Annotated in this window: 23 protein-coding genes; 12 read left to right on the top strand and 11 right to left on the bottom strand. The window is 54.2% G+C overall.

What is annotated here, in order from left to right:
* Positions 1-52 precede the first annotated feature (52 nt).
* Positions 53-160, bottom strand: a complete 108-nt coding sequence (locus KP705_RS08050; protein ID WP_374195559.1) for a superoxide dismutase family protein — start codon at positions 158-160, stop codon at positions 53-55.
* A gap of 124 nt (positions 161-284) precedes the next feature.
* On the opposite strand from KP705_RS08050, the gene KP705_RS08045 reads away from it, so the two are divergent.
* Positions 285-1214: a glycosyltransferase family 2 protein gene (locus tag KP705_RS08045; protein ID WP_152659211.1), complete on the top strand. Its 930-nt coding sequence runs from the start codon at positions 285-287 to the stop codon at positions 1212-1214.
* 9 nt (positions 1215-1223) lie between these two features.
* Here the strand turns inward: KP705_RS08045 and KP705_RS08040 are convergent, their stop codons facing one another.
* The 3 genes from KP705_RS08040 to KP705_RS08030 all read right to left on the bottom strand — a co-directional run bounded on the left by KP705_RS08040 (position 1224) and on the right by KP705_RS08030 (position 5749).
* Positions 1224-3140 (bottom strand): DUF6311 domain-containing protein, encoded by a 1917-nt coding sequence (locus tag KP705_RS08040; RefSeq protein WP_215764277.1) that lies wholly within the window; start codon positions 3138-3140, stop codon positions 1224-1226.
* Between the two features lie 489 nt (positions 3141-3629).
* The gene (locus tag KP705_RS08035) at positions 3630-5498 is read right to left on the bottom strand and encodes a ferrous iron transporter B (protein WP_215764276.1); all 1869 of its coding nucleotides are present in this window, start codon (positions 5496-5498) and stop codon (positions 3630-3632) included.
* Between the two features lie 8 nt (positions 5499-5506).
* Positions 5507-5749 carry a FeoA family protein gene (locus KP705_RS08030; RefSeq protein ID WP_046900211.1) on the bottom strand — a complete coding sequence of 81 codons (243 nt, stop codon included), beginning with the start codon at positions 5747-5749 and terminating at the stop codon, positions 5507-5509.
* Between the two features lie 281 nt (positions 5750-6030).
* Here KP705_RS08030 and KP705_RS08025 point away from each other — a divergent pair, with 281 nt between their 5' ends.
* A complete protein-coding gene (locus tag KP705_RS08025; RefSeq protein WP_046900914.1) occupies positions 6031-6372 on the top strand; it encodes a metal-sensitive transcriptional regulator in 342 nt (113 codons plus the stop codon).
* A gap of 25 nt (positions 6373-6397) precedes the next feature.
* Here KP705_RS08025 and KP705_RS08020 read toward each other — a convergent pair whose 3' ends face one another.
* The 4 genes from KP705_RS08020 to KP705_RS08005 form a co-directional block, all read right to left on the bottom strand.
* Positions 6398-6679 carry a hypothetical protein gene (locus KP705_RS08020; RefSeq protein WP_046900210.1) on the bottom strand — a complete coding sequence of 94 codons (282 nt, stop codon included), beginning with the start codon at positions 6677-6679 and terminating at the stop codon, positions 6398-6400.
* 25 nt (positions 6680-6704) lie between these two features.
* Complete coding sequence (locus KP705_RS08015) at positions 6705-7454, bottom strand: copper resistance protein B (protein WP_152659224.1); 750 nt, start codon at positions 7452-7454, stop codon at positions 6705-6707.
* A 20-nt stretch (positions 7455-7474) separates the two neighbouring features.
* Positions 7475-9271, bottom strand: a complete 1797-nt coding sequence (locus KP705_RS08010; RefSeq protein WP_046900913.1) for a copper resistance system multicopper oxidase — start codon at positions 9269-9271, stop codon at positions 7475-7477.
* 85 nt (positions 9272-9356) lie between these two features.
* The gene (locus KP705_RS08005; RefSeq protein WP_046900208.1) at positions 9357-9761 is read right to left on the bottom strand and encodes a hypothetical protein; all 405 of its coding nucleotides are present in this window, start codon (positions 9759-9761) and stop codon (positions 9357-9359) included.
* A 300-nt stretch (positions 9762-10061) separates the two neighbouring features.
* On the opposite strand from KP705_RS08005, the gene KP705_RS08000 reads away from it, so the two are divergent.
* The 4 genes from KP705_RS08000 to KP705_RS07985 all read left to right on the top strand — a co-directional run bounded on the left by KP705_RS08000 (position 10062) and on the right by KP705_RS07985 (position 16898).
* Entirely contained in the window at positions 10062-10274 is a 213-nt protein-coding gene (locus KP705_RS08000; RefSeq protein WP_046900912.1) for a heavy-metal-associated domain-containing protein, read from the top strand.
* A 76-nt stretch (positions 10275-10350) separates the two neighbouring features.
* On the top strand, positions 10351-12747 hold the full coding sequence (locus KP705_RS07995) for a TonB-dependent siderophore receptor (RefSeq protein WP_046900207.1): 2397 nt from the start codon (positions 10351-10353) through the stop codon (positions 12745-12747).
* Positions 12734-14449 (top strand): ABC transporter ATP-binding protein/permease, encoded by a 1716-nt coding sequence (locus KP705_RS07990; RefSeq protein WP_064273496.1) that lies wholly within the window; start codon positions 12734-12736, stop codon positions 14447-14449. The genes KP705_RS07995 and KP705_RS07990 overlap by 14 nt, the downstream gene beginning before the upstream one ends.
* A 79-nt stretch (positions 14450-14528) precedes the next feature.
* On the top strand, positions 14529-16898 hold the full coding sequence (locus KP705_RS07985; protein WP_046900206.1) for a heavy metal translocating P-type ATPase: 2370 nt from the start codon (positions 14529-14531) through the stop codon (positions 16896-16898).
* Here KP705_RS07985 and KP705_RS07980 read toward each other — a convergent pair.
* Together KP705_RS07980 and cysK are read right to left on the bottom strand one after the other, a co-directional pair.
* On the bottom strand, positions 16892-17569 hold the full coding sequence (locus KP705_RS07980) for an alpha/beta hydrolase (RefSeq protein WP_046900205.1): 678 nt from the start codon (positions 17567-17569) through the stop codon (positions 16892-16894). The two genes, KP705_RS07985 and KP705_RS07980, sit on opposite strands and share 7 nt — an antisense overlap.
* A 127-nt stretch (positions 17570-17696) precedes the next feature.
* Entirely contained in the window at positions 17697-18692 is a 996-nt protein-coding gene (gene cysK / locus KP705_RS07975) for a cysteine synthase A (protein ID WP_046900204.1), read from the bottom strand.
* Between the two features lie 307 nt (positions 18693-18999).
* Between cysK and KP705_RS07970 the strand changes: the two genes are divergently transcribed.
* The 5 genes from KP705_RS07970 (at position 19000) to KP705_RS07950 (ending at position 23113) form a co-directional block, all read left to right on the top strand.
* Positions 19000-19194 (top strand): hypothetical protein, encoded by a 195-nt coding sequence (locus KP705_RS07970; RefSeq protein WP_046900203.1) that lies wholly within the window; start codon positions 19000-19002, stop codon positions 19192-19194.
* 119 nt (positions 19195-19313) lie between these two features.
* On the top strand, positions 19314-20264 hold the full coding sequence (locus KP705_RS07965; protein WP_046900202.1) for an ABC transporter permease: 951 nt from the start codon (positions 19314-19316) through the stop codon (positions 20262-20264).
* The gene (locus KP705_RS07960) at positions 20261-21244 is read left to right on the top strand and encodes an ABC transporter permease (RefSeq protein ID WP_215764275.1); all 984 of its coding nucleotides are present in this window, start codon (positions 20261-20263) and stop codon (positions 21242-21244) included. The genes KP705_RS07965 and KP705_RS07960 overlap by 4 nt, the downstream gene beginning before the upstream one ends.
* On the top strand, positions 21234-22187 hold the full coding sequence (locus KP705_RS07955) for an ABC transporter ATP-binding protein (RefSeq protein ID WP_215764274.1): 954 nt from the start codon (positions 21234-21236) through the stop codon (positions 22185-22187). The genes KP705_RS07960 and KP705_RS07955 overlap by 11 nt, the downstream gene beginning before the upstream one ends.
* Positions 22184-23113 carry an ABC transporter ATP-binding protein gene (locus tag KP705_RS07950; RefSeq protein ID WP_046900199.1) on the top strand — a complete coding sequence of 310 codons (930 nt, stop codon included), beginning with the start codon at positions 22184-22186 and terminating at the stop codon, positions 23111-23113. The genes KP705_RS07955 and KP705_RS07950 overlap by 4 nt, the downstream gene beginning before the upstream one ends.
* A gap of 9 nt (positions 23114-23122) precedes the next feature.
* On the opposite strand, the gene KP705_RS07945 is transcribed toward KP705_RS07950, so the two are convergent.
* Positions 23123-23737 (bottom strand): LysE family translocator, encoded by a 615-nt coding sequence (locus KP705_RS07945; RefSeq protein WP_046900198.1) that lies wholly within the window; start codon positions 23735-23737, stop codon positions 23123-23125.
* 112 nt (positions 23738-23849) lie between these two features.
* Here KP705_RS07945 and KP705_RS07940 point away from each other — a divergent pair, with 112 nt between their 5' ends.
* Positions 23850-25286 (top strand): PLP-dependent aminotransferase family protein, encoded by a 1437-nt coding sequence (locus KP705_RS07940; protein ID WP_252348282.1) that lies wholly within the window; start codon positions 23850-23852, stop codon positions 25284-25286.
* The last annotated feature ends 64 nt before the right edge of the window (positions 25287-25350 follow it).

Here is a 25350-nt window from a genome sequence, read left to right as displayed (position 1 = left end):
CACCCTAAAAACCCCGCTAAGTCGCTGACTTGGCGGGGTTTTTTGTTGCGCTCTACCGAACCACACCACAAATCACGCGAGACCCCGAACCACCAATCGGTTGACTCTGATAATCATCAGGCAAAGCATGAATAACAAGAGATGATCCGACAGCATCCAATAGGGCAGCAATAATATTTATATTAATGCTAGAGATGTACTAAAAATATTTTTTATGACTTATTAACGATAATAGGTGGCCTGTTTTTTGGAGATCGTTGAATTTCTTGAGGAGTGTGATTTCCGTGGTACAAACTATTTCTTTAATTGTTCCTTTTTATAACGAAGAAGGTTTGGTCCCAGTTTTTGCAGATAAGGTCATTCCTGTTCTGGACGAAATCTCTTGCGTAAATTGGACCATCATTTGCATTGATGATGGAAGTAAAGACGCAACACTAGACCAATTGGTAGCTCTCTCATCTGAAGATCCACGGTTTCAAATTCTTGAACTCTCGCGAAACTTTGGAAAGGAAGCTGCTTTAACAGCTGGATTGGACGCCTCCGATACTGATGCTGTGGTTATCATTGATGCTGACCTCCAAGATCCTCCGGAAGTTATTTCTCAGATGGTGAAGGCTTGGCGCGAAGGGGCTGAGGCTGTACTTGGAAGAAGAGTTGATCGTTCATCTGATAGTGGGCTCAAACGTAGGACAGCAGCATGGTTCTATGATCTCCACAGTAAAATTTCCCACGTTCAAATTCCTGAAAACGTTGGTGATTTTCGTTTGATGGATCGATGTGTTGTAGAGGCCCTTAAGAGACTTCCTGAGAGACAGAGGTTTATGAAGGGTTTATTTGCTTGGGTGGGGTTCCGAACGGTTATGATTGATTATGTTCGGACACCTCGTGCCGAGGGTGAAACTAAATTTTCTATTTTTTCTCTTTGGAATTTTGCTTTAGAGGGTTTCACAAGCTTTTCTACTATTCCTATTCGCCTTTGGACTTACTTGGGAACAATGGGAGCATTATGTTCGCTTTTGTATGGATTTTTTATTGTCATTCGTACATTTTTTTTTGGTAACTCCGTTCCAGGTTATGCATCTCTTTTTGCGGCGATTGTACTTTTTAGTAGTGTTCAGATAATAAGTATAGGAATGATGGGGGAATATATAGGCCGTATATATATGGAAACAAAACAAAGGCCTATTTATATTTTAAGGAAAAGATATAACTAAATCTATTTATTATGGGTATGATAATTTTATACTAGAAATACCAATTCCTAAGGCGCGAGGGTCTTCCTTAATTTTTGTAACGCGATCAATCTCCATCCTTAAGTGAACATTATTATTTTTAGGAACTATAAAATTTAATGAATAGTATTTCTCTTGTTGAGATATAGACCAATTATCTAAATATTTATCGTTTGAAAATATTTTCACATGTTTGGGTGTGCCGGGAGCCGACCGAAGGCTGAGAGTGACCGTAATTTTCTTGATATTTTTTGGCATAATAAAAAATAGAAATGCTTGGTTTCCTTCATTCCAAGTTCCCCACTTTTCTGAACCTGCCCATCCACTTTCCAACACTTCTGAGTGTAGGGGATTGCTTGATGACATGGAAATAATCTGATTAAGGGGGAGTGGTATTGGTAAAGATATAGGAGCAAGCTTAAGCGAGTGCTGTATCCCGGTACAAAGAACGAAAGTGTTTAGTGCTCCACAATTGACTTGCGTGCGATTGGTCCATGATAAGGCTTTTGTAACGCGGTGAGTGCCATTAAAAATAACAAGGGTGTTGTTGTCCAGAGTGTGAGGTCTTTCCTGTGCCAGATGACATCCTCCTTCTGGCAGAGATCGCGCTGTATACATCGTATTAATGGAGGCATTTTGATAGGCAGAAGCATAAATAATTGGCATATTTTCTTTCAGTCCCGTTGCGTCGCATTCTAGGCGGGGATAAATTTCTATATGGTCAAATTTCTGCATTATTTCGAATAGGCGATTATCTTTTTCCACTGAGGGTCTGAAGAGACTGGCTTCAGTAGCACGGTCTTGAAAGCGTAAATTTCGTGTGTCTACCCATTGAAGTATCACAGCTATCCCTAATAGCGTGGGTGCGGCACGAGGCCATATTTTGTATGTGTTTCCAACTGCCCCAAGCAAAATGATGTATGCGACTGGCCAAAACATACGTCCCGATGATCGCATCTGTTCAGCACCTGGGACCATAAAGTGAGTCTGCACAATTAGAGTATGGAAAAAATACATTTTATTCGAAACAGCAATTCCTGTCAGAGAAATACATGCCAGTAAAAGGCCAATATTTCGAAGTAAGCTGTCACGTAGTAAGGTCCATGTACGTCTCTGACATGCCAGAATAATTATGAGGAAAAGAACGCCCGCTCCCAAGTACTGGTATCCTTCGTATTGGCCCCCTGTGGCGTCGATTTGCTCTTGGGTCGCATGCAGAAATAGACTGGAATGGGCTGGCCAAAGTGGAGATGCGAGGTTCATGGAATAAACACCATATCCCCCGCCACTTGCGCCGCCCCAGTAGTCAAATATTTTTCCAGTTAATAAAAGACAGCTACCGCTAAGCAGTATTGCGACCATACTGACCCAGCTAATTTTCCAATGCTCTTTTCTGAAGAAAGTTGAAAGAGAGACTGCCCCCAAAAGAGCTCCTACCATCACCATCAGGTAAGGGTGAATTAGAAGAGTTAAGTCTGTGAGTACTGCCAGGAGCCATAACGGCCAGAAGCGCCCCCTATTTTGAAGCTCGAGAGCTTTAAAATAGAGGCCTAAGGCGAGAAGAAGTATCCAGTGAGCGCAAAGGGCCGAGTGATTAATTCTAGCCAGAAAGGTTGGAAAGCAGGCGCTAAGCAGGCTGATGCTAATTGCTGGGAGTAGGTTTTTCTCGCCCATTGCCCGTAATGCGAACACAGCACAGACGGGTTGAAGAAACCAGCATACGGCGAGAAATAATGTGATGCCCTGCTGTACTCCTGGAAAGAAAATATGCACACTTTTGAGGAGCAAAGCCTCGAGAGGAATGCTATCTGTCATTGCGATATTGGTGCCTGCAGGGCTTACGAGCCGATCTGCCACAAAGAGAGGCCAATGCCAGTCCTGTTTTAAAAAATAGGCTTGCCCAATCATGTGCTGGATAACGTCGCCCCTATCCGCATGAACAACGGGCGGAAGTTTCCCTGAGATAAGGGAAACAGGAAACGTCCATAAAGCCAGAACACTTCCCAGTACGGTCGGGAATATGTAAGCCCGTATGATATCGGGAAATATATTCGATCGAAATTTTATTTTGAACAAGAATATATCAATCTTACCGAGGAGGGGTCAGATTGTTTAGATTTGTTCCGCAGGAATGCAAAGCTCTACTTGGTCTTATGACCAGAGAAATATAGATTAATATTAGGTTGTTCCTCAGTCTGAATAGCTCTCAGTGGCAACCTCCTGCTTTTCCACTGCAAGCTCTGCAACTGCTGCATCCTTTTGACGGGATAGCAACAGGGGTGCGAGATTGTAACCCGCACGCAGTTTTCAGGCGTCTCCAGCTTGCTGGGAAAAGACGTGCATACCAATAGAGTGCTGCGATACTGACCAGTAGCACGGCAACGATTGTTTCAATCATCATGCGTCTCCTGTGACAGCCTTAGCGACGTGATAGACGATGAAGGCTGCGACATATGCCAAACCAAAAAGATACGCTGTTGCTCCCAGAACGACTTTCATGGACCGGGTTTCCCGTCGCATGACAGCTAGAGTCGAGATGCATTGTGGAGCATAAACATACCACGCCAGCAGCGAGAGAGCGGTAGCAATACTCCATTGGCTGGAAAGAAGTGGCAGAAGCTTCGCGGATGCAGCGTCTTCACTCACCCCAAGTGCATAGACTGTTGCAAGCGCGCTGACGGCGACTTCACGTGCAGCGAGGCCGGGAATCAGGGAAACGCAGATCTGCCAGTTGAAACCGATGGGAGCAAAAATCGGTAGCATCAGGTGGCCAATCCGGCCCGCAAGGCTGTAGTCAATAGCAGCGCCGGTCGCACCGGCGGGGGGAAGTGGGAAACTGGATAGCCCCCAGAGCAGGACATTCAGCGATACAATGATGGTGCCAACCCGTGACAGGAACATCACGGCACGTTGCCACAGACCGAGCGCTAAGCTCTTGAGATTAGGGCGCCGATACGGGGGGAGCTCCAGAAGGAGTGGATGTTCTTCTGATTTGACGCCACGCGTCATGATGCGGGCAGCGATGATGCCGCTGATGATCGCCAGGGCATAGAGTCCAAACAGAACCAGACCCTGAATTCCAAAAATCCCGAGAACTGTTTTGTGCGGGATGAATGCGCCAATCAGCAGCGTGTAAACTGGTAGACGTGCAGAGCACGTCATGAGGGGAGCAATCAGGATTGTGACCAGTCGATCCCGGGGATTCTGAATGGTGCGTGCGGCCATAATGCCGGGAATGGCGCAGGCAAAGCTGGAGAGAAGCGGGATGAAAGACCGGCCACTCAGTCCGGCCAAAGCCATGACACGGTCCAGAAGGAATGCTGCACGGGGCAGATATCCAGATTCTTCCAGGGCCAGAATCCACAGGAAGAGAATCAGAATTTGCGGGAGGAAAACAATGACTGTTCCCGCGCCCGCGATAACGCCATCAGCTAGTAAGCTCCGCAAGACACCGTCAGGCAGTGGTCTGAGAATGAACTCCCCAAGCAGGGTAATGCCACTTTCCAAGGCATCCATGAGAGGTTGTGCCCAGGCAAAGACTGTCTGGAACATTACGAACAGCACGACCAGGAGGATGACCGGGCCCCAGACAGGGTGCAGGAACCAGCGATCCAGTCGATCAACTAAACGGGCATGACCAGCAGAGCGATCCGTAACATAAGCCTGAAGCAGACGGCGGACTTCGGCATGAAGGTCCGCGTCCGAGGCAAGTGCTTTTGGTGGGGGTGGAAGAGGGCGGTCCAAAGCTTCCAATAGAGGCTGAACACCCTGCCTGTTCAAGCTGATGACAGGCACAATCGGCATGCCCAGTTCTTGCTCAAGCCCGGCAATATCAATGGTCATGCCATTGCGCTTGGCTTCATCCATCATGTTGAGCGCAACGATTACGGGCACTTCAAGCTGACGAAGTTCGAGCAGAAAGCGCAGATGCAGCCGAAGATTGGTTGCAGAAATAACGCTGATCAGAAGTTCGGGGCGTTTCTCCGTGCGGTGCTGTCCCAGGCAGACATCTCGCGTGACGTCCTCATCCGGGCTCGTAGATGCCAGACTGTAAGCGCCAGGAAGATCCAGAACGCGGATCGGGCGACCTTGCGGCGTGGAGAAAAAGCCTTCTTTTCGCTCGACAGTGACGCCAGCGTAATTCGCTACTTTCTGACGGCTCCCGGTTAGCTGGTTGAAAAGCGAAGTCTTGCCGCAGTTCGGATTTCCAACCAGGGCAGTCTGTAACACATGAACCGCAGAAGACGGAGAGTCGGGAGACGTCATTATGATGGTCAGACTGGGCGGCGCAGAACAATACGCGCGGCTTCTCCTTTGCGGAGCGCAAAACGGGATGTGCCAAGACTAACAGCAATGGGGTCTGCGCCGATTGGGCCGGTCGCCACAATTTCCACTCTCTCGCCCGGAACAAAGCCAAGTTCACCGAGGCGGGCAGAAATGGGGTCTGCCAGTGTCAGCTCTTCGACCCGATCAATAATGGCATGATCTCCTTTGGAGAGTGTATTCAGATACCACATCAGTTTCTTATCCCAGTGCCTCCCAGCTCTCCCTTGGGTGTGCTGGCCGTTTCCCTAGATAGGCTCATCCAGCGGGAGCGAAAAGAGAGAGATGAGAATTATTTGCATCCACAGTTTACTTATTGACTGTGTGCCTCAGGATTTTTCTTGCGTGATATCATGTGGGCCGCCTCAAGAACGCCAGAAAGAGCCCGTCTGATAGGGCTGAATGGTCGGAATGAGCGTGGAGATGCTATGAACGCCTTCGCATGACCGCAGAGGAGCCGTGACCTATGAAGAGTATGACGAGAGAAGACGAGATTCCGGCAGACGGCTGTGTGCATTGTGCCACCAGTGAGATACCCGGTGAGAAGCGCGTCGAGCAGCCTCAGAAGAAGGCGCTGCTGAACCGCATTCGTCGGATCGAGGGTCAGGTTGGTGGTATCCTGAACATGGTTCAGGATGACCGTTACTGCGTTGATATTCTCACACAGATCTCTGCCATCAAATCCGCGCTTGATGGTGTTTCCATCCAGATCCTGTCCACGCACGCTAATGGTTGTGTCAGGAAAGCCGTGCAGACGGACGGCGGCGAAGAGGCGATTGACGAGCTTTTGCAGGTCGTGCGCCGGATGATGCGCTGACGCCTCCTCTTTTCCATAGGTGGATTTAGCGGTCCTGTGTCGCGTCCGGGGCTGTGTCAGAAGGAGCGTCCATGCTCATCGCCTGACAGGCCTTGAGCTGCTGCTGCATCTTCGGAGTTAAGGGTTTGCTCTGCGTCTTGAGAGTTTCAAGGTGCTCGCAGAGTTCCATCTGCTGATCCATGGTCAGGCCTGCCAGAGGATCTGCCTTTACGGCCACAGGCGCCTTTGGCTCGGGTGTCTGGGTGGGGGCAGCATATGCCGCTGTGGCGAACAGAAGAGCAGAGGCGGTGAGAAGAGCTTTTTTCATTATGAGAACTCCTGAAAAATGAAGATCAGAACCAGCTTCTGATGCCGAGGCTGAAGCGTACCGAGCCGGGCTTCTCGCCCTGATCCCGTACGATCCTGCGAGCCTGTGTCAGATGGCCGGAATATGTGACGCCCACATAAGGCGCGAATTTTCGCCATAGCTCGTAACGAAGCCTGAGCCCGGCATCGACGTCTGACAAGCCTGCGCCTGCCTGCCGGGCTGGATCAGACTTCGTATAGAGATTGAACTCCGCCTGAGGCTGGAGAATAAGACGATTGGTCAGCAGGAAGTCGTATGATCCCTCGACGCGGGCACCAAAGCGCCCACGGTCACTGACATACCCCGTAGCCTGAAACTCGAACTGGTATAAGGCCAGCCCTTGAATACCGAAGGCCCCCCACGTCCGGGTCGGGCCATCATCCAAGTCAACACGCACGCCTCCCTGAAGGTTCCAGTATGTGGAAATGGCACGGCTGTAGAGAATATCCTGCTGGCCATCGCTCAGGCGTCCTTTCTCAAGCGTACCTTCAGACTTGATCCAGAGTCGGTCATAATCGGTGCCGTACCAGACTTCACCGTCCCAGCGGAAATCAGTGCCGGCGGGGGCATAGCGCCCTTCTGCCTGCTCCAGAATGCCATGGAACCAGCTGCTTTGGTCCATCATCACAGGCATGATGTTGTCAAGATGCGTGACCGCGCCCGGAACCGGAGCATCCGCGGCGTGATACTGCGTTGTGTCTTCGGCATGAGCCATACCGGTTCCAGCCAGAAGCATGGTTGCTGCCCATGCGGCTTTCATGACACCACCACGGTGCGAAACATGCCCAGATCCATGTGATAGAGCAGATGACAGTGATAGGCCCACATGCCGGGAACATCTGCCGTCACGAGATAGCTCATGCGAGATCCCGGTTGTGAAATGATGGTGTGCTTGTAAGGGCGATAATCGCCTTGGCCATTCTCCAGTTCACTCCACAGGCCATGCAGATGGATCGGGTGCTCCATCATGGTGTCATTGATCAGTGTGAAGCGGACCCGCTCTCCTTTTTTGAGGCGGATTGGTCCGGACTCTGAGAATTTTCGGCCATTAAAGCCCCAGATATAACGATCCATGTTTCCCGTTAGATGCAGGATGATCTCCCGTGATGGAGGCCTGCGGTCTGCGCCCGGGCGTGTCGCGCGAAGCTGCCCATAATTCAGGACGCGTCGGCCATTGTTTTCCAGTCCATCCCCTGGGCTGTTTGTCCGATCAATCGGCATCATCGCGACGTTCTGGTTTTCGACATTAATCGGCGGCGGCCCAGGATCGTCGATTTCCATCTTTGACATGGACATATGACCCATATGGCTCATGTCCATGTGAGACATATCCATTCCAGGTATGTTCTTCATGTCCGTGCCGTGGTCCATTCCGGGCATCGCCATGTGGTCCATGCTCTCTCCCGGTTTCATGTTGCCCATACCCATGTCGACCATGGTGCGGACGGGGCGTGGATCCATGGGCGGAATCAGTGCACTCATGCCCGAGCGAGGCGCCAGTGTGCCGCGGGCAAAGCCCGTTCGGTCTTCGCTTTGAGCAAAGATCGTATAGGCCCGGTCTTCCTTGGGTTGAACGATGACGTCATATGTCTCCGCCACGCCAATGCGGAATTCATCAACCGGAACTGGTTCTACGTCGTTGCCGTCCGCCTGAACGACGAGCATTTCGAGACCCGGAATCCGCACGTCAAACAGCGTCATGGTGGCGCCATTGATGAAGCGCAGACGCACACGCTCGCCTGGGCGGAACAGGCCGTTCCAGTTCATGTCTGGCGCGTTGCCGTTCAATGTATAGGTGTAGATAGCGCCTGAAACATCTGCGATATCGGTTGCGGCCATGTTCATCCGGGACCAGGCAAGCCGGTCCTTCAGAGCGGCCATGGCGCTCCCCGCATCACGGGCTTCTTTGGGAAAGGATGCGGCTGTTCGTTGACGGAAGACGTAATAGTCATCCTGCATTTTGAGATTGCTGACGATGTCATGCGGCATGACATCCGTCCATTCTCCCAGAAAGATGACATAATCCCGGTCGCAGGCATTCGGATCAGGACGAATGGGGTCAATGACGATGGCGCCATACAGTCCCATCGCTTCCTGCATGTTGGAATGGCTGTGATACCAGTATGTGCCGCTCTGATGCAGGCGAAAGCGATAGCTGAAAGTCTCGCCCGGTGGGATGCCCGCAAAGCTTAGGCCTGGCACGCCATCCATATTGGACGGGACGCGGATGCCGTGCCAATGGATCGACGTTGTTTCATCCAGCGCGTTTGAGACGTTCAGTGTGACGGTTTCGCCCTGTTTCCAGCGCAGGATGGGGCCAGGCACTGTTCCACCGATACTGGGGGCGTGCATGGATTTTCCATCGAGAGAAATATGCGTTCGGCTGACCTTCAGATCCCAGACATTGGAAGGGGTTAAAGGCAGAAGGCCTGTAGACGTGCGAGTGCTCGCTTGTGCTTTGTGAGGCAGGGCGCCCAAGCACGCTCCCGCACCGAGGCTCGTAACAAAACGCCGCCGCGTCAGGGGGCGTATGGGGTCGAATGAATTGGACATCAGCTGAAAACCGGGAAACGGTGCAGGAAAACCGGAGCGTACGGATGCACACTCCAGCCGCAGCAAAGCTGCGGATCGGGTCGTTTCAGGAAATCAGCTGTTTGGGGGGAGGGGGCGTTGGAATCCAGTCTGTTCCAGACAACGATGTGTGGCCTGTTTTGGCAAAGCGTCTGGCAATTGCAGGATGCGCCGACAACGAGGGTGTGTTCGCAAGCGTCAATAGAGGCTCGGCCGACACGGAATGGATGTGGCAGCAGCCTTGTCCATGCCCCGCGCGATGATGATCATGGAGAATGGGAGTTCCGAGGCCCGGCATACTGTGCTTGTCGCAGGCATCAGACGTCTTGTGAGTCATGGATGCGCAGTGCGTCATGGCCATGGCGTGTGCCCGGGATGCTGCATGCGCCGGAAAGGCACCAGCCATCAGTCCCACCTGCATCAGCAGGCAGGCAATGATGCCAAGCCATGTCCGGGTATGCGTTTTGAGCATCACAGATCCCTGTCTTCCACAGGCGTCTGGATATCCTTTCGCCTGCTTCCTGCAATGACCCTATACCCAGGCAGGGAATGAATGGAAGAGAGATTTTACCCACAGAGCACACACAAAAAGGAGGAAGACAGGATTTCTCTTGGATACCCCCCAGCCGTACACATTATTTAATACGTTATATTAACGATTTTAATTTCAAAACCGCCCGGAAACCGCATAGGAGAAAAACATATACCTGACAGGGGTATGAAAGAATCGCAGTATTCCAAGGATACTGAACAAACCGGAAGGAAAATGACCATGACGCAGATCGCACATCTCAAAGTGGAAGGAATGTCCTGCGAGGGATGTGCCAAGCGTTTGCGCGAAGCGCTGGAACACGTGAGCGGCGTCTCATCGGTTACAGTCGTACTGGCTGGCGGACAGGTTACGGTGGCGTACGATCCCGACGTGGCAACTCCTGTGGGGCTGGCCGAAACTGTTGAAGAGACAGGGTTCGACCTGGTTTCCTAACGCGCGTCGCCTTCTCATTCAGAGAGGCGCACGGTACACAACACCCGGTTCAATCTGTGAAACCAGTCCGGGTGTCATGCTGCAGCGTTATATTGTCAAATCGAAACAAATTGTGCGGCAGAGTTATTTTTTCTGGGCAGGTTTTATGACACATCACGGAATTGACGCATCCAGACGTTTCCTGAAGTTCTCGGTCTCCGGGTCTGCCCTTCTTTGCGGGACTGTCCTGATGGGCTCCGCTCCTGATGCTCAGGCTGCGGAACGCGGAGAGAAAACACGCCAGAAAATGTCTCATTGCCGCATTCAGCACAAAGATGCGGGGGGACGGCAGGTCTGCGGGAAGCCGATGGTTTCTCCGGAAACTACAGCCGCTATTGCTGAAGCACCCGTGGCCCAAAGCCCCGATCTGGCCTTGACCGTGGATGGCGGAACAGAAAACCTGCGTGTTTATGGAACGCCACGCTCCTATACCGCACCCGCCGTAGAGGCATGGGGTAAAACGCTCGTCGCATTGAAGGATATTCCGCACTCTATTTCTGTCATCACACAGCAGCGCATGGAAGATTCCAACATGCTGACGATGACGGACGCCATGCGGCAGATTAATGGCATCCGCGTTCTTCCCGGTTCTACCGCAAACAGTAATTTCTATTCACGCGGCTATCAGCTCACGACGTCCATCGATAATACGCCGAACGCTGCTGGAACGCTGAACAATGCAAGTTTTGACCTGTCTATGTTTGACAGGATCGAGGTTATGCGCGGATCGGCTGGACTATTGCAGGGTGCTGGCGGAGCTGGCGGCGTTGTCAATCAGGTGACAAAAAAGCCCGGCAAGGATTTTGCTGCAAGCGGAAGTGCCTCGGTTGGTAGCTTCAATAATTATCGCGCCGATATTGACCTGACCGTTCCGCTCAATCGCTCCAAAACGCTACGGTTTCGTACGGCCGACGTCTTTCAGGATAATGATTACTTCTACAAGTATGCTCATAATCGGATGTGGCAGGCTTATGGCGCTTTGGAATGGGACATTACACCGTCCACCACATTCCTTGTGTCTCATGCAGCCCAGAAGCAGAATATTGATGCACCCTATTACGGGCTCCCCGTCACGACCACGCGGACGCTCTGGTATGGCGGGCGCGATGCGAACCCCACGCCACCGTGGGGTTACAGCAATTACATGACGCAGCAGACGATCGCCTCGTTGACGCAGAAGTTCTGGGGCGACTGGAGCGTCACAGCACGTGGGACATTCTACGACCAAAGCTACAACACGCTTTATAATGAGCCTTGGACCAACATTGATACCCAGACAGGGCGCCTGACCTACAAGGACGCTGGAAACTTTCCATACCGGGGCACAAACACCTCCAGATCCGCGGACATCTACGCAACAGGCAGCTTCCGCCTTCTGCACCGGACGCATCATTTGCTGCTGGGCTTTAATTATAACGCCTACAACACACACGTTGCCTATGGAGCTGTAAATTCAGATGCGCTCTACTCTGATGTCAGCATCAACAATACGGCGGTCGTAAAGAAACCGGCCGCAGGCAGTATTACCTATAACCCGGCGGACGGGGCTGAAGGCACAGACGACAATGCTTATCAGTGGGGGTTCTATGGTCAGCTACGCCTTGAGCTGATCCATCATCTTTCGCTGATTCTTGGCGGCCGGGTGTCACGCTTTTCCGAAAAGACGCGGGATGGCAGTCCGTCTCCGGAAAGCCCATGGAAAACCACGGCGAATATTCATGGCCAACTGACGCCTTATCTCGGCACGGTGTATCAGATCACGCCCAACCTCTCCTGGTACGCCAGTTATGCCAGCATCTTCACACCTTCTGTGGGGCGGCTGACTTTCAACGGAGAAGGTTTGACGCCGCAGCAGGGCAATCAGGTCGAAACGGGTTTTAAAGGCGAGTACTTCCACGGGCGCCTTAATATTTCGACAGCTCTGTTTCGTATGGAGAGTGTGAACCAGCCTGTTCAGGACCCGGATCATACCAGCTTTTACATCACGACCGGCCCAATCCGTCGGCAAGGCTGGGAAGCGCAGGTGGATGGCCAGATCCTCCCGGGACTGGATGTCTCCATCGGATACACATATCTGGATACCAAGGTTTCCAATCCGAAAGTTTCAGACTTCGGGGGTGTTTTCTCACCGCATCACATGTTCAAGTCCTGGGTGCATTACAATGTGCAGCAAGGTCGCCTGAAAGGACTGAACTTTGGTGTCGGGCTGGACGCCTACAGCAATCTTCGGGGCAGTTATGCCACGACAGTTCAGGGCGGTTACATGACGCTCGACAGCGTCATTGGATACCGGTTCAACAAGCATCTCAAACTTCAGTTGAACGCCTATAACCTGACAGACCGCTATTATTACGAACGTGCCAGCGGCGTCTGGCAGTTTAACTTCCCGGCCGCTCCCCGCAGTTTCATGGCAACGCTTCGTGGCACATACTGAACACCCGACACCCCCACATTCTCTTTCTGACTGGAAGGTTCTGCTCCCCTACTGGCGGTCGGAAGATCGCTGGAAGGCGCTGGGCCTTCTGGGCAGCATTATCGGCTTATCCTTCCTGGATGTTCAGGTCGCGGTGTGGTTTGGAAAATGGGACCAGACCTTTTTTGACACGATGTTCGCGTACCGTGTTGCGGCCTGCATTGCGTTACTGCCCATTTATATTCTGATGACGTCGCTTAGCGCAGGAATGAGAGTCATCCAGCAATATATGACACAGGTGCTCTCCATGCGCTGGCGCCTGTGGAATACCCGGGTCTATCTGCGCAAATACCTTTCTGATGACGCCTATTATCATCTGGAACATGGTCAGAACCGGGCGGATAACCCGGATCAGCGTATTGCCGATGATCTGGCCCAGATGACCGTCTGGACGCTCCGCCTCGGGCTGGAAGCCATTCAGGCTGTTACAACCTTTTTGTCCTTTGCGGTCGTGCTTTGGACAATTGGTGGAACGCTCTCATTTGTCTGGCATGGTTGGCACATCGTCATCCCGGGATACATGTTCTTTGGAACGACGATTTCCATTCTTCTGGTTTCGTTCGTGCTTGAGAAAGCAGGCGGCCCCCTCGTAAGTGCTAATTATCGTCAGCAGCATTACGATGCTGATTTACGCGCGACCTTGCTGGATGTTCGCCGCAACGCGGAACAGATCGCGTTCTATGGTGGAGAGGCTGCGGAGCACTTCCGTCTGTCCGAATGCCTGAACCGTATTGCCAAAAACTGGCGCAGCGTCATGACCTATACCTGGCGCGCCAATACTGTGGTCGAACTCTATACGGGTGGCGTTAATATCGTTTTGTGGGCGCTGCTTGTGCCGAAGCTGCTGGCACATGCTCTGACGTTTGGTCTGTATTCGCGAATCAATTCAGCATTCATGAATGTCCGCCGAAGCCTGCAATGGTTCATCGAAAATTACACGGATCTGGCAACGCTTCGCTCCATCCTTCAGCGTCTGGGGGAGTTTGAGCGTGTTGTTGTGAGCCTTCCGGCTGGTGGCATCGTGCGGACGCCGACGGATGCAGACGGGATTGAAATCAAAGCTCTGTCTCTGGATCGCTCTGATGGCTCTCGCATCGCGGATATAGGAAGCCTCCATATTCCTGCGGGAGAGCGATGGTTCATTAGCGGGCCATCCGGGGCAGGGAAGAGCACCATGCTACGGGCTCTTGCTGGACTGTGGACGCAGGGGACGGGGCATATTTCTTTCAACATGCGCGATGCCATGTTCCTGCCTCAGCGCAGTTATGTTCCGACTGGCTCTTTGCTTCAGGCTCTTAGCTATCCAGCAACCCCGGATCGCTATGCCCGTGACGCCTGTGAGGAGGCGCTTCTGGCGGCAAATCTGGAGTTTCTTATGCCAGACCTAGAGAATGAAGCGGCCTGGGGAGACGTGTTATCTCCGGGAGAGCAGCAACGACTGGCATTTGCTCGGGTTTTTCTTGCTCGACCGTCCACGTTGTTCCTCGATGAAGCAACGTCTGCTCTGGATGAGAAGAACGAGGCTGATCTTTATGCGCGCCTCCTTGAATGCCTGCCTCACATCACCCTCATCAGTGTTGCGCATCACGCAGCCCTCAAAGCATTTCATGGCCAGGAAATGATTCTTCGCGAAAAAAGCGTAACTGTTCAGCGTCTTTTATAATACCATATGGGGGTATATTATCCCCCTTTGTTTTGGAGCCTGTGGCTTCGCGAATTCCGTCCGCTCAGGAGAGTCCCAGATGTCACAAACGGTCAGTTTTCCAGTTGGTGGAATGACCTGTGCGGCCTGCGCTGCGCGGATCGAGAAAGTTCTGAACCGCAAGGACGGTGTTCAGGCAGCTGTCAATTTTGCGTCTGAGCGTGCGCAGGTCGAACTGGAAGGCTCAGGCACCACAGTCGGGGACGTTATTGCCGCAGTGCGCAAAGCCGGCTTCTCGGTGAACGAGCAAAGTGTAGACTTCGCAATTACCGGCATGACCTGCGCTGCCTGCGCTGCACGGATTGAAAAGGTTCTGAACCGGATGCCGTCCGTGCAGGGAAGCGTGAATTACGCTGCTGAACGCGCCCATGTGACTTATGTTCCAGGCATTGTGACGCCTGACGATCTTGCGACCAAAATCGCCAAGGCTGGATTTGGGGCATCCCGTCTGGATGAAGGCAAGCGCGAAGATCCGAAGGCAAAGCGTGAAGCTGTGTGGCGTCGGGAGCGAAACCGCTTTCTGCTGACATTTGTACTTGCATTGCCGCTTTTCATTGAGATGTTCGGCATGTTGCTGGGGCGTATGGAGACAGTCCCGCTTGCTGTTCAGTTTGTAAGTGCGACGCTGGTTCAGTTCGTCTGTGGCGCTCATCTTTATCGCCGGGCCTGGAATGCAGTTCGGGGCGGATCGGCGAACATGGATGTGCTGGTCGTTCTGGGAACGAGCATCGCGTATCTGTTCAGTGCCGTCGTCGCGATTCTGCACTTGCCCCAGCCAGTTTATTTTGAAGCCAGTGGTGCAATCATCACTCTGATTTCACTCGGCAAGCTGATGGAAACGCGCGCCAAAGTGCGTACTAGCGCGGGAATTGAAAGCCTGTTGCAGCTTCAGCCGCAAACCGCACATGTCGAGCGGGACGGTGTTCTGGTTGATCGTGCGGTAGCTGATATGCACACCGGAGACATCTTTGTCGTCCGGCCGGGCGAGAGTGTCCCGGTAGATGGCGAAGTGCTGGATGGTGCGTCCGATGTGAACGAAGCCATGCTGACGGGCGAAAGCGTACCGGTTCTGAAGCAGGCCGGGAGTGAAGTTTTCGGCGGGACGATCAACGCGAACGGTATGCTTCGGGTGAAGGCAACAGGTGTTGGCTCGGATACAGCTCTCGCGCGGATTGTTCGTATGGTCGAGCAGGCGCAGGGATCGAAGGCAAATGTCCAGAGACTGGCAGACCGTGTTTCCGGCATCTTTGTTCCCGCCGTTGTCGCATTTGCTGTCGCGACATTCCTGATCGGATGGCTGGTGACGGGTTCCATGACATGGAGCCTGATTTCAGCGGTTTCTGTTCTCGTCATTGCCTGTCCCTGCTCGCTTGGTCTGGCTACACCGACGGCCATCATGGTCGGGACAGGGCGAGGGGCCCAGAATGGTATTCTGTTCCGGAATGCCGATGCGCTGGAACAAGCCGAAAAACTTACAACAATCATTCTTGATAAGACTGGAACCCTGACGCAAGGTCGCCCGACTGTTACCAGTTTGCATCCTGCTGAGGGCGTTTCGGCTGACCGTCTGCTGGCCGTAGCCACATCGCTGGAGCAGAATTCCGAGCATCCTCTGGCTCGGGCTATCGTGGACTATGCCTCAGCTCACCGTGCGACGATTTTGAGTGTGGATGGGTTCAAGGCCATCCCAGGCCTGGGCGTTGAGGCACAGATTGACGGAGAGGCAGCTTTGCTCGGATCTCCGCGCTATCTCACGCAGGCCGGCTACAGCCTGGATGCTCTTCCTGTGGCGGCGCTCGAAAATGAAGGGCAGACCGTAATTGCGGTCGCCACGGGAGGACGCCTGCTTGGCATCGTCGCGTTGGGGGATGGTCTTCGCCCGGATGCCATTTCAACGGTTACAGCGCTGAAGGCACGTGGAATCAAGGTTGTCATGCTGACGGGCGATAATGAGCGTGCCGCAGCTGTTGTTGCGCGGCAGGTTGGCGTGGATGATTACCTCGCTGGTGTTTTGCCGCAGCACAAGGCTGAGAGCGTGACGAAATATCGTGCTGAAGGTGCCGTTGTGGGGATGGTCGGGGATGGCATCAATGATGCACCGGCCCTGGCCGCAGCGGACGTGGGCTTTGCCGTAGGGGCCGGTTCTGCCGTTGCGTTGGATACGGCAGATGTCGTGCTTATGAAGAGTGAATTGGCGGCCGTTCTGGATGCCATTTCCCTCTCCAGGGCTACACTTTCGAAGATCCGGCAGAATTTGTTCTTTGCCTTTATCTACAACGTTCTGGGTCTGCCACTGGCCGCGCTGGGCATGCTGAACCCGATTGTCGCGGGTGCAGCCATGGCTATGAGCTCAGTCTCTGTCGTTAGCAATTCCCTGCTTCTGAACCGCTGGAAACCACACTCTCACTGAGCTGGTGCCGTGAGGCGGCGCTGAACAAAGGAGATAAGGGTTCTGGCGCCATGGCTCCAGAGCCCCAGAAAATCATTACTCCCCACATGTCCTGTCAGACCGGCATCCGTAAATTCAGCCTGCCACCGTTGTGCCAGTAGCCGGGCACGATCGTTGGAAAGCCACTGATCGTTCCGGCTGGCCATCATGGCGACGGGAACCGGAGAGGGAGCCTCTGAAAGTGGAGCAAACGCTTTGATGCGAGATGCTTCCGGGTGCGTCGTATGATCAATATCCGCTGGCGCGACGAGGAACGCACCAGCGACATTGGATGACTCATGCTGTGCGAGCCACCGCATGGTCAGGACCGCACCGAGGCTATGGGCGATCAGAAGGACAGGTTTTTCTGCCTGCTGAATGGCCTGCGTCAGTGCAGCGTCCCACTCTTCCGGGGTCGGGTTTTCCCAGTCTGCCTGATGCAGGCGAGGGAGGCCAAAAGCAGTTTCCCATCGGGTCTGCCAGTGGTGCTGTCCGGAACCGAAAAGCCCTGGCACAAGCAAAGGCGTGAACTGTGTTTTGATGTGATGAAATTCGGCGGCAAGAACCGTCTCTTCAGACGAGTGCTGAAAGCAAAGCGCTCGAGCACTCGCTGCTAGGTCCAGAGCAGTTGCGCGGCCAGAGAAAAGGTTCATGCTCAAAGCCTCCAGAAACCTGACCGGGAGACAATTCCCGATCAGGATTTGTGATCTGGATTAATAACGAACATAAATCAGATTTCAATAAAATAACTATATTATAAAGTTATTTTATTGAACGTTTTTAGGCCAGTCCGTCGAAAAGCTGTGTGGAGAGATAACGCTCCGCAAAAGACGGGGCAATAACAACAATCGTCTTGCCGCGATTGGCGGTTTTCTTGGCCAAAGTCATGCCAGCATAGAGTGCGGCGCCAGAGGAAATTCCGATGGGAATGCCTTCGACGGCGGCGCAAAGACGCGCTGTTGTCAGCGATTCCTGCTCTGAAACCTCAATCACGCTATCCAGTGCCCGCAGATCCAGCGTATCCGGCTGGAATCCGGGGCCAATACCCTGAATACCGTGGGGGCCAGGTTCATCACCATGTAGAACGGCGCTTTCCCGTGGTTCTACACCAAAGACCTTGATCGCCTTGTTGTGTTTCTTGAGGCCGTGCGCAATTCCTGAGGCCGTGCCGCCAGTGCCCAGTCCGGCTACAACCATATCCACTTGCCCGGCAGTGTCGTTCCAGATTTCCAACGCGGTTGTCTGCTCATGAACTGCCGGATTGGCGTCATTTTCAAACTGACTTGGCATCCAAGCGTCAGGCAGCGTTTCCATCAGCTCTTCTGCCCGGCGGATGGCACCGGCCATTCCGTCATTTGCAGGTGTCAGCTCGGTTGTCGCGCCCATGAGACGCAGCATCTTGCGCCGCTCAATGGAGGCACTTTCCGGCATGGTGACGATCAGGCGATAGCCTAGCGCAACAGCCGCAAATGCAAGCGAAATGCCTGTATTGCCGGATGTCGGCTCAATGAGGGCTGTCCGTCCCGGCGTGATCAGCCCGCGGGCCTCGGCATCACGGAGCATGGCAACGCCAATACGGTCCTTGACGGAGCCTAGCGGGTTGAAGAACTCGAGCTTCAGCAGGAGGCGCCCCTGCAGCTTTTCCTGTTCCGTCAGGCGGGGCAGGGCAACGAGCGGCGTGCCCCCGACTGTCTCCAGGAATGAGTTGTAAACCTTACCGCGCGGAGCGGCATAACCTTCGAAGGGAGCGGGGGAAGACAAGGCCTTTTTGTTCATATCGTTTCTGTATCACAGGACGTGGAAAAGGGCAGGACGGAATTTGATCTTAAAAAACTAAATATAAAAGTAATATAATCTATAATTTTTCGAATCACTTATTATTTATCGTAATATGTTGACTGTGTGACGTTTCATCCGTTATGAGAGCATGAACTGATCCACCGGAAGGGCATCCTGATGATGTGTCGAATGTGCTGCTGGCAACCCCCGTGTTGCCGACTTTCCGCGAGCCGGAATTCTTTCTCTTCTCATTCGTAATTTCCCGACAGCACACAGATGTCGGGCGCTTTTAAGGTTCGACGTCATGCTTGGTTCCACAGTTATCGAAATCAATGGTATTTTTCTCGGCGTTGCCATTCTGGTCAGCGCAACGGGCGCGCGCCGCTTCTATGCCGCTCATGACAGCGTTCGCGGGCTGCATAACCAGACCCTGACAGATTTATCCGCCCTGCGCCGCCTGGTCTCGCAGCATGCACGGTCCGTTCTGAGGCCGATCTGAAATAAACGATTTACGTTTCTTCCTTTACACCTCTTCTCTTCCCCTGTCGGTCCGCTAGAACGGTAGGCTGAACAGATCGGCAGATGGGAGTGTGTGTGGGAGGAAACGGTTTTCTGCGAATGATCCGCGCGCTTTCCGTCAAGAAAGGCGTTGCTCTTGCGGTCGCGGCATTGGGGCTCGTCGTTCTGGCGAGCTTATGCGCTCCGCTCTACGCCCAAATGGCGGGAGTGGACCCGTTTTCTTCCAACATCGCGGGAACCACCACACGTCATGGTCAGTCACTGGACCTGATGCAGCCCAACGATAATCCTCTGCATCTGGGTTTGACTCCTCTGGGGCCGGACTGGTCACCGGGCGCTTATATGCTGGGTTCTGATTCCCAGGGACGGGATGTTGCGTCTCGTCTGTTGTATGGCGGTCGAAGCTCCCTCTTGATCGCGGCATCGGCCGCACTGCTGTGTCTGTGCCTCTCAGGAAGTATCGGTATTTGTGCCGGATATTTCGGGGGTTGGGTGGATATCGTCCTGTCCCGGCTGCTCGATGTCCTGTGGGCTATCCCGGTTTACCTGTTTGCCATTTCACTGTCGGTTGTAACGGTAGGGCATGGCCTTCATCTGGGGTTTATAACGCTTGCTGCCGATAGCTTTCTGATTCCCATAGGCATTATTGCGCTGGTTTATGTGCCGTATGCCGCCCGCCCATTGCGAGCCCGTGTTCTGAGTCTGTCACGAGCAGAATTCGTCATGGCGGCCCGGGGAATGGGGGCCTCGGATTTTCGTATTCTCCGACGTGAAATCCTGCCCAGTCTTGCGCCTTCGATGGTCGTTCTCGGGCCTCTCGTCATGGCCCTTTGCCTTCTGGCGGAATCGGCGTTGTCCTTTCTGTCTCTTGGTGTGCAGGCCCCAGCAGCGTCATGGGGAACGCTCATTCAGGATGGAGAAGGCCTTCTTTATACAAGGCCAATTGTCGCCATAGCGCCGGGCATAGCGATTGCCGTGACAGTGCTGGCCCTGAATGTTCTGGGAAATGCCCTTCGGGATCATCTGGATCCGAAGGGAGCCGGTCGATGATACGCAGTTTCCTGTTGCGCACCGGGCAGATGGCGCTGGTGATTTTCGGTATTTCCGTTCTGGTATTCTGCATTTTCTTCGCCACTCCCGGAGCAGACCCGACTGCGCGTATCGCAGGAAGAGGCGCCAGCCCGCAGGTCATGGCGCGGATCCGTGCCGAATACGGGTTCGACCGCCCGTTGCCTGTTCAGTACGTGCGCATGATGGAGAAACTGTTCGTCAGCAGAGATCTCACGTCTTTCGTCAATCACGGTCAGAAAGTCGTGCCCGAAGTGGTGTCTGCGGCGCCGGTAACGCTGTCTCTCGTTGTGTGGGCTGCCTTCTTCTGGGTTGTGGGATCTCTGGGAATTGGCGTTGCGTCCGCGGTGCTAAGGGATAGCTGGGTGGACCGCGTCCTGATGGTGCTGGGTCTGATCGGGCTGTCCATGCCGGTTTTCTGGCTCGGGGAGGTGATCAATCTGTTCACCCAGAGTCGCTGGCACGATACGTGGCTGTTTCGATGGGTGCCTCCGCTGGGATATGTGCCGCTCTCTCAAAGTCCGATCGGCTGGGCAAAATCGTTGCTTCTTCCATCGCTGACGCTCTCGGTTTCCTTCATGGGATTATATGCCCGCATTCTGCGATCAGAGCTTCTGAGCGCAATGGGGGAAGACTCCATCCGCACGGCAAGAGCGAAAGGCGCAGGGCCGGCACGTGTGTGGCTCTGGCATGGATTGCGACTGTCATGGTTGAGCTATGTCTCGCTCTTCGGTCTGGATTTTGCCCAGTTGCTAGGCGGCGGAGCGTTGCTGACAGAGGTCGTGTTTGCTTTGCCGGGCGTGGGACGTCTGACCTATCAGGCTCTGGCCACCCTGGATCTGCCTCTGATCATGGCGACGGTCATGTATGCAGCCGTGTTCGTTGTCATTGCGAATGCTCTGGTGGATGGACTGTATGCGCTCCTCGATCCGCGTATCAGGGATGGTCAGCATGGACGCTGAACAGTTGCTCAATATTCAGGGTCTGAAGCTAAACCTGCCCGGTGGTACGCGGCTTCTTGAAGGTGTCTCATTGCGTCTGAAAGCTGGCGAGGCTTTGGGGGTCGTGGGGGAATCCGGGTCGGGCAAGAGCCTCACGGCCATGAGCGTCATGGGGCTTCTTCCCGGTTTGAAAGCATCAGGGCGCATCCTTTTTTCTGGACAGGAACTGGTCAACCTCCCGGACAAGGTGATGCGTAAGCTCCGGGGTGCGCAGATTGCGATGATCTTTCAGGACCCGATGACAGCTTTTTTGCCGGTAAGGTCTATCGGGGCGCAGATTGACGAGCAGATCCGTTTGCATCATCGCGTCAGTAGACGCGAGGCCCGTGCAAGGACGGTGCAGCTTCTGGAGCGGATGGGTGTGCCCGATCCGGCCATGGCCGCAAAGCGGTACCCTCATCAATTGTCAGGCGGTCTGCGCCAGCGCGCCATGATTGCGATGGCACTCTCCTGCACACCGGCCCTGCTGATTGCCGATGAGCCAACGACGGCGCTTGACGTCACCGTGCAGGCTCAGATCCTGACATTGCTGCGCGAAATTCGGGAAGACGGCGCCGGAATCATGCTGATTACGCACGATATGGGTGTTGTCGCGCAGGCCTGCACACATGTGGCAGTCATGTATTCGGGACTGGTGGTTGAAAATGGCCCGGTTCGGGATGTGCTGGATCGTCCCTTGCATCCCTATACTCAGGCGTTGCTCGCGGCCATTCCACCCCTGGACGGTCCCAGACCCGAACGGCTTCCAACCATTCCAGGTCAGCCGCCGACACCTGATAATCGTCCAGCTGGGTGTGTGTTTGCTCCCAGATGCAGCTTCGTTCGGTCAGAATGTGCCGTGCGTCCGCCCCTGACTGAAATCGAGGAGGGACGACGCGTGGCGTGTGTCCTGTATGCGGCATGAGTGTTCTGCTGGAGACGCGCAATCTGGAGAAATCTTACCGTCTTGGCCGGGGACGTGTGCTGCGTGCTGTCTCGGGTGTTTCCCTGCAGGTGCGGAAAGGAGAAGCTCTGGCGCTCGTCGGGGAATCCGGATGCGGAAAGTCGACATTGGGACGTACTCTGATTGGTCTGACACAGCCGACATCTGGTAAGGTTTTGTTCGACGGGCAGGAAATTTCCGGACTGTCCGATCGCGCAATGCGCCCCTGGCGCGCGCGAATGCAGATGGTCTTTCAGGATTCTTCTGCTGCCTTCAATCCACGCCGAACCGTGGGGGAGTCTCTGGCCGAGCCCCTCCGCATTCATCGTCGGCACGGGGTTAGGGAGCGTGTTGCGGAACTGCTTGATCAGGTGGGTCTTTCCCAGTCAGTCGCCGGGCGTTTCCCGCATGAGTTCTCCGGGGGGCAGAGACAGAGGTTGAACATTGCCCGCGCTTTGGCGCTAGGGCCGGAGCTTCTTGTCGCAGACGAGCCCGTTTCCGCACTGGACGTTTCTGTTCAGGCTCAGATCGTCAATCTGTTTGGGGATCTGCGGGCTTCTCTCGGCGTTGCATGCATCTTTATTTCTCATGATCTGTCCGTTGTCCGGCAAATGGCAGATCGGATTGCTGTCATGTATCTGGGTAGCATTGTGGAAGAGGGACACGGTCTGGACGTGCTGGATCGACCGGCACACCCCTATACCAAAGCATTGCTGGATGCGGTTCCGCGCCCGGACCGGGCTCTGCCGCCTCCTTTGCAAGGCGACGTGCCTAGCCCGGTCAATCCGCCATCAGGGTGTCGTTTCCATACCCGCTGCCCGATTGCCCAGCCGCGTTGTGCAACAGAACGTCCTATACTTCAGCCGTCCGGTGAGGGACGGCAGGTCGCCTGCCATTACCCTCTTTGACGTTGAAACTCAGCGAGAGGCTGTTTCGAAAGCCAGTGGGTAAAGGGACGCAACCAGTAACAGAGCCATGGCATAGTTGAAGCTCCGTAACAAAAACGGGCGATGGAGCCACCGTCTCATGCCTGCGCCAAAGCCAGCCCAGAGCGCGACGGAAGGGCAATTCACCAAGCCACAGATGACGCCGGCGATGGCAAGGTTGAAGAAGAACCCTTCCTTCGGAACATAGGCCGCAACAATACCGACGGCCATGACCCAGGCTTTCGGGTTGACCCACTGGAAACCAGCAGCCTGCAGGAAGCTGATGGGCTTTTCTTTCCCATTGGCTTCGGGTGTTGCTGAGGATGTGGCAATTTTCCAAGCCAGCCAGAGCAGATAAGCCGCGCTGGCATATTTCAGGCCAACGTAAAACCAGGGTGCATGCTCGAACAGGCTTCCCAAACCAAGGCCGAGAATGACCACCATCAGGACAAACCCCAGCGCAACCCCAAGCATATGTGGGATCGTCCGGCGGAAACCGTGTGTCAGCCCGGAGGACGCCAGCATCATATTGTTGGGGCCGGGCGTAACGGATGCGACAAACGTGAAAAGAACGAGAGGCGCAAAAGCCTGCCAGTAAGTCGGCATGACGGAATTTCCTGTTGCAGACGGGATTATCCTGATCACTATGACAAGGATTACCGGAACAGTACCGGTACAGTTGAACAGGATTCTTTCAGACTGTTCCGGAGGTTTGACCATGACAGTAATGCCAGCTCAGCATGGGACATTTCCCCTCTGGAAGCCCGTCCGTGGTGGTGACACAACGCTGGTTGAGCAACTCGAAACTGAATTCGCCGAGCGTATAGAGACACACAGGCTCAGGCCCGGCAGCCGCCTGCCGTCAGTTCGCAAGATGGCCGAAAGCGCAGGGCTCAGTCGCTATACGGTGATGGAAGCGTATGAGCGTCTTCTGGCGCGCGGGCTGGTTTTGTCACGGCCGGGCGCGGGATATTTCGTGCGCTCACCCGTCGAGCCGCCGGTCTTTGCGGAAGCCATAACGCAGACCCCCCCGGAGCAGTCAAAGCTCGATGTAACATGGCTTTTGCGCGAAATGTTTGGCACCGGGCAGGCTAATCGCCTGACTGCGGCATCTGGTGTTCTTCCACCGCACTGGCTGGATGCGGATTTGATCGCCAGCGCCATTCGGGCGGCCGCACGGGAAGATTCTGCGGGGTTACTGCAGTACGGCCATCCCCAGGGGAGCCCACAGCTACGCCGACATATTGCGGCCATGCTGGGTGGTCAGGGAATCGCTGCGCATCCGGATCATCATCTGCTGATGACGGCGGGTGTCACGCATGGAATTGATCTTGTGCTGAGACTGATGGTCCAGCGTGGAGATACCGTACTGGTGGAGGAGCCGGGCTGGCCTCTGATTTTTGGTCGTTTGGCGGCTTACGAGGCAAGAATCATCAGTGTGCCGCGGGGACGGGAAGGGCCGGATCTGGAGGTTCTGGAGCGTCTGGCTGCGGAGCATAAACCGAAGCTTTTCCTGATTAACAGCGTCGTTCACAACCCCACGGGCTATACTCTCGGAGCCGCAGCGGCGCATGATATCCTGCGTTTGGCCGAGAAATATGACTTCATGGTTCTGGAAGACGATACCTACGCGGATTTCCATGACGGAACTGCTATTCGTCTTGCATCCATGGACCGCCTGCAACGGGTTATTCTCGTTACAGGCTATGCCAAGACGATGGCGGCCGGTCTAAGGGTAGGTGTGCTGGCGGCACGTCCGGATATTGTGGCGCGGCTGACGGACCTAAAACTTCTGGCTGGCTTATGTACGCCGCAACTGGGAGAAAACGTCATGGCACGTCTTCTGAAAGATGGACACTATGGTCGACATCTTTCCCGGCTCCGGCAGAGGGTCAATCAGGCGCGCCAGAAATGTGCTGATGCGCTCATCGGATGTGGTCTTACGCTGCCGTATCTTCCGCCTGCGGGTATTTTCGTCTGGGCGGATTGTGGGCAGGATTCTGAGGCCGTTGCGCGGGCGGCATCTACAAAAGGGATGCTTCTGGCACCCGGAACATTATTTTCTCCAACGCAGGCACCGTCGAGCATGTTGAGGTTTACTGTCAGTGCTGTGGAGCAGCCCGAGCTCTGGTCTGTTCTGAAAGGTCTTCTCTGAGGCGGCGCGCTGCAACAGCCATAAAGGCGTGCTTGAAGCTGCTGCATAACGAAGCGGAAAGTGA

Origin of the sequence: Gluconobacter sp. P1D12_c, from assembly GCF_018812105.1 — a bacterium.
GTDB classification, from domain to species: Bacteria; Pseudomonadota; Alphaproteobacteria; order Acetobacterales; family Acetobacteraceae; genus Gluconobacter; species Gluconobacter oxydans_A.
This window is presented reverse-complemented; position numbering and strand designations above follow the sequence as displayed.

Excerpts from the sequence above, each read along its gene's own strand:
- KP705_RS08040 (WP_215764277.1), bottom strand. The coding sequence starts at position 3,140 with ATGATTGGGCAAGCCTATTTTTTAAAACAGGACTGGCATTGGCCTCTC.
- KP705_RS08035 (WP_215764276.1), bottom strand. The coding sequence starts at position 5,498 with ATGACGTCTCCCGACTCTCCGTCTTCTGCGGTTCATGTGTTACAGACT.
- KP705_RS08030 (WP_046900211.1), bottom strand. The coding sequence starts at position 5,749 with ATGTGGTATCTGAATACACTCTCCAAAGGAGATCATGCCATTATTGAT.
- KP705_RS08025 (WP_046900914.1), top strand. The coding sequence starts at position 6,031 with ATGACGAGAGAAGACGAGATTCCGGCAGACGGCTGTGTGCATTGTGCC.
- KP705_RS08020 (WP_046900210.1), bottom strand. The coding sequence starts at position 6,679 with ATGAAAAAAGCTCTTCTCACCGCCTCTGCTCTTCTGTTCGCCACAGCG.
- KP705_RS08015 (WP_152659224.1), bottom strand. The coding sequence starts at position 7,454 with ATGCTTCTGGCTGGAACCGGTATGGCTCATGCCGAAGACACAACGCAG.
- KP705_RS08010 (WP_046900913.1), bottom strand. The coding sequence starts at position 9,271 with ATGTCCAATTCATTCGACCCCATACGCCCCCTGACGCGGCGGCGTTTT.
- KP705_RS08005 (WP_046900208.1), bottom strand. The coding sequence starts at position 9,761 with ATGCTCAAAACGCATACCCGGACATGGCTTGGCATCATTGCCTGCCTG.
- KP705_RS08000 (WP_046900912.1), top strand. The coding sequence starts at position 10,062 with ATGACGCAGATCGCACATCTCAAAGTGGAAGGAATGTCCTGCGAGGGA.
- KP705_RS07995 (WP_046900207.1), top strand. The coding sequence starts at position 10,351 with ATGCTGCAGCGTTATATTGTCAAATCGAAACAAATTGTGCGGCAGAGT.
- KP705_RS07985 (WP_046900206.1), top strand. The coding sequence starts at position 14,529 with ATGTCACAAACGGTCAGTTTTCCAGTTGGTGGAATGACCTGTGCGGCC.
- KP705_RS07980 (WP_046900205.1), bottom strand. The coding sequence starts at position 17,569 with ATGAACCTTTTCTCTGGCCGCGCAACTGCTCTGGACCTAGCAGCGAGT.
- cysK (WP_046900204.1), bottom strand. The coding sequence starts at position 18,692 with ATGAACAAAAAGGCCTTGTCTTCCCCCGCTCCCTTCGAAGGTTATGCC.
- KP705_RS07970 (WP_046900203.1), top strand. The coding sequence starts at position 19,000 with ATGCTTGGTTCCACAGTTATCGAAATCAATGGTATTTTTCTCGGCGTT.
- KP705_RS07965 (WP_046900202.1), top strand. The coding sequence starts at position 19,314 with ATGATCCGCGCGCTTTCCGTCAAGAAAGGCGTTGCTCTTGCGGTCGCG.
- KP705_RS07960 (WP_215764275.1), top strand. The coding sequence starts at position 20,261 with ATGATACGCAGTTTCCTGTTGCGCACCGGGCAGATGGCGCTGGTGATT.
- KP705_RS07955 (WP_215764274.1), top strand. The coding sequence starts at position 21,234 with ATGGACGCTGAACAGTTGCTCAATATTCAGGGTCTGAAGCTAAACCTG.
- KP705_RS07950 (WP_046900199.1), top strand. The coding sequence starts at position 22,184 with ATGAGTGTTCTGCTGGAGACGCGCAATCTGGAGAAATCTTACCGTCTT.
- KP705_RS07945 (WP_046900198.1), bottom strand. The coding sequence starts at position 23,737 with ATGCCGACTTACTGGCAGGCTTTTGCGCCTCTCGTTCTTTTCACGTTT.
- KP705_RS07940 (WP_252348282.1), top strand. The coding sequence starts at position 23,850 with ATGACAGTAATGCCAGCTCAGCATGGGACATTTCCCCTCTGGAAGCCC.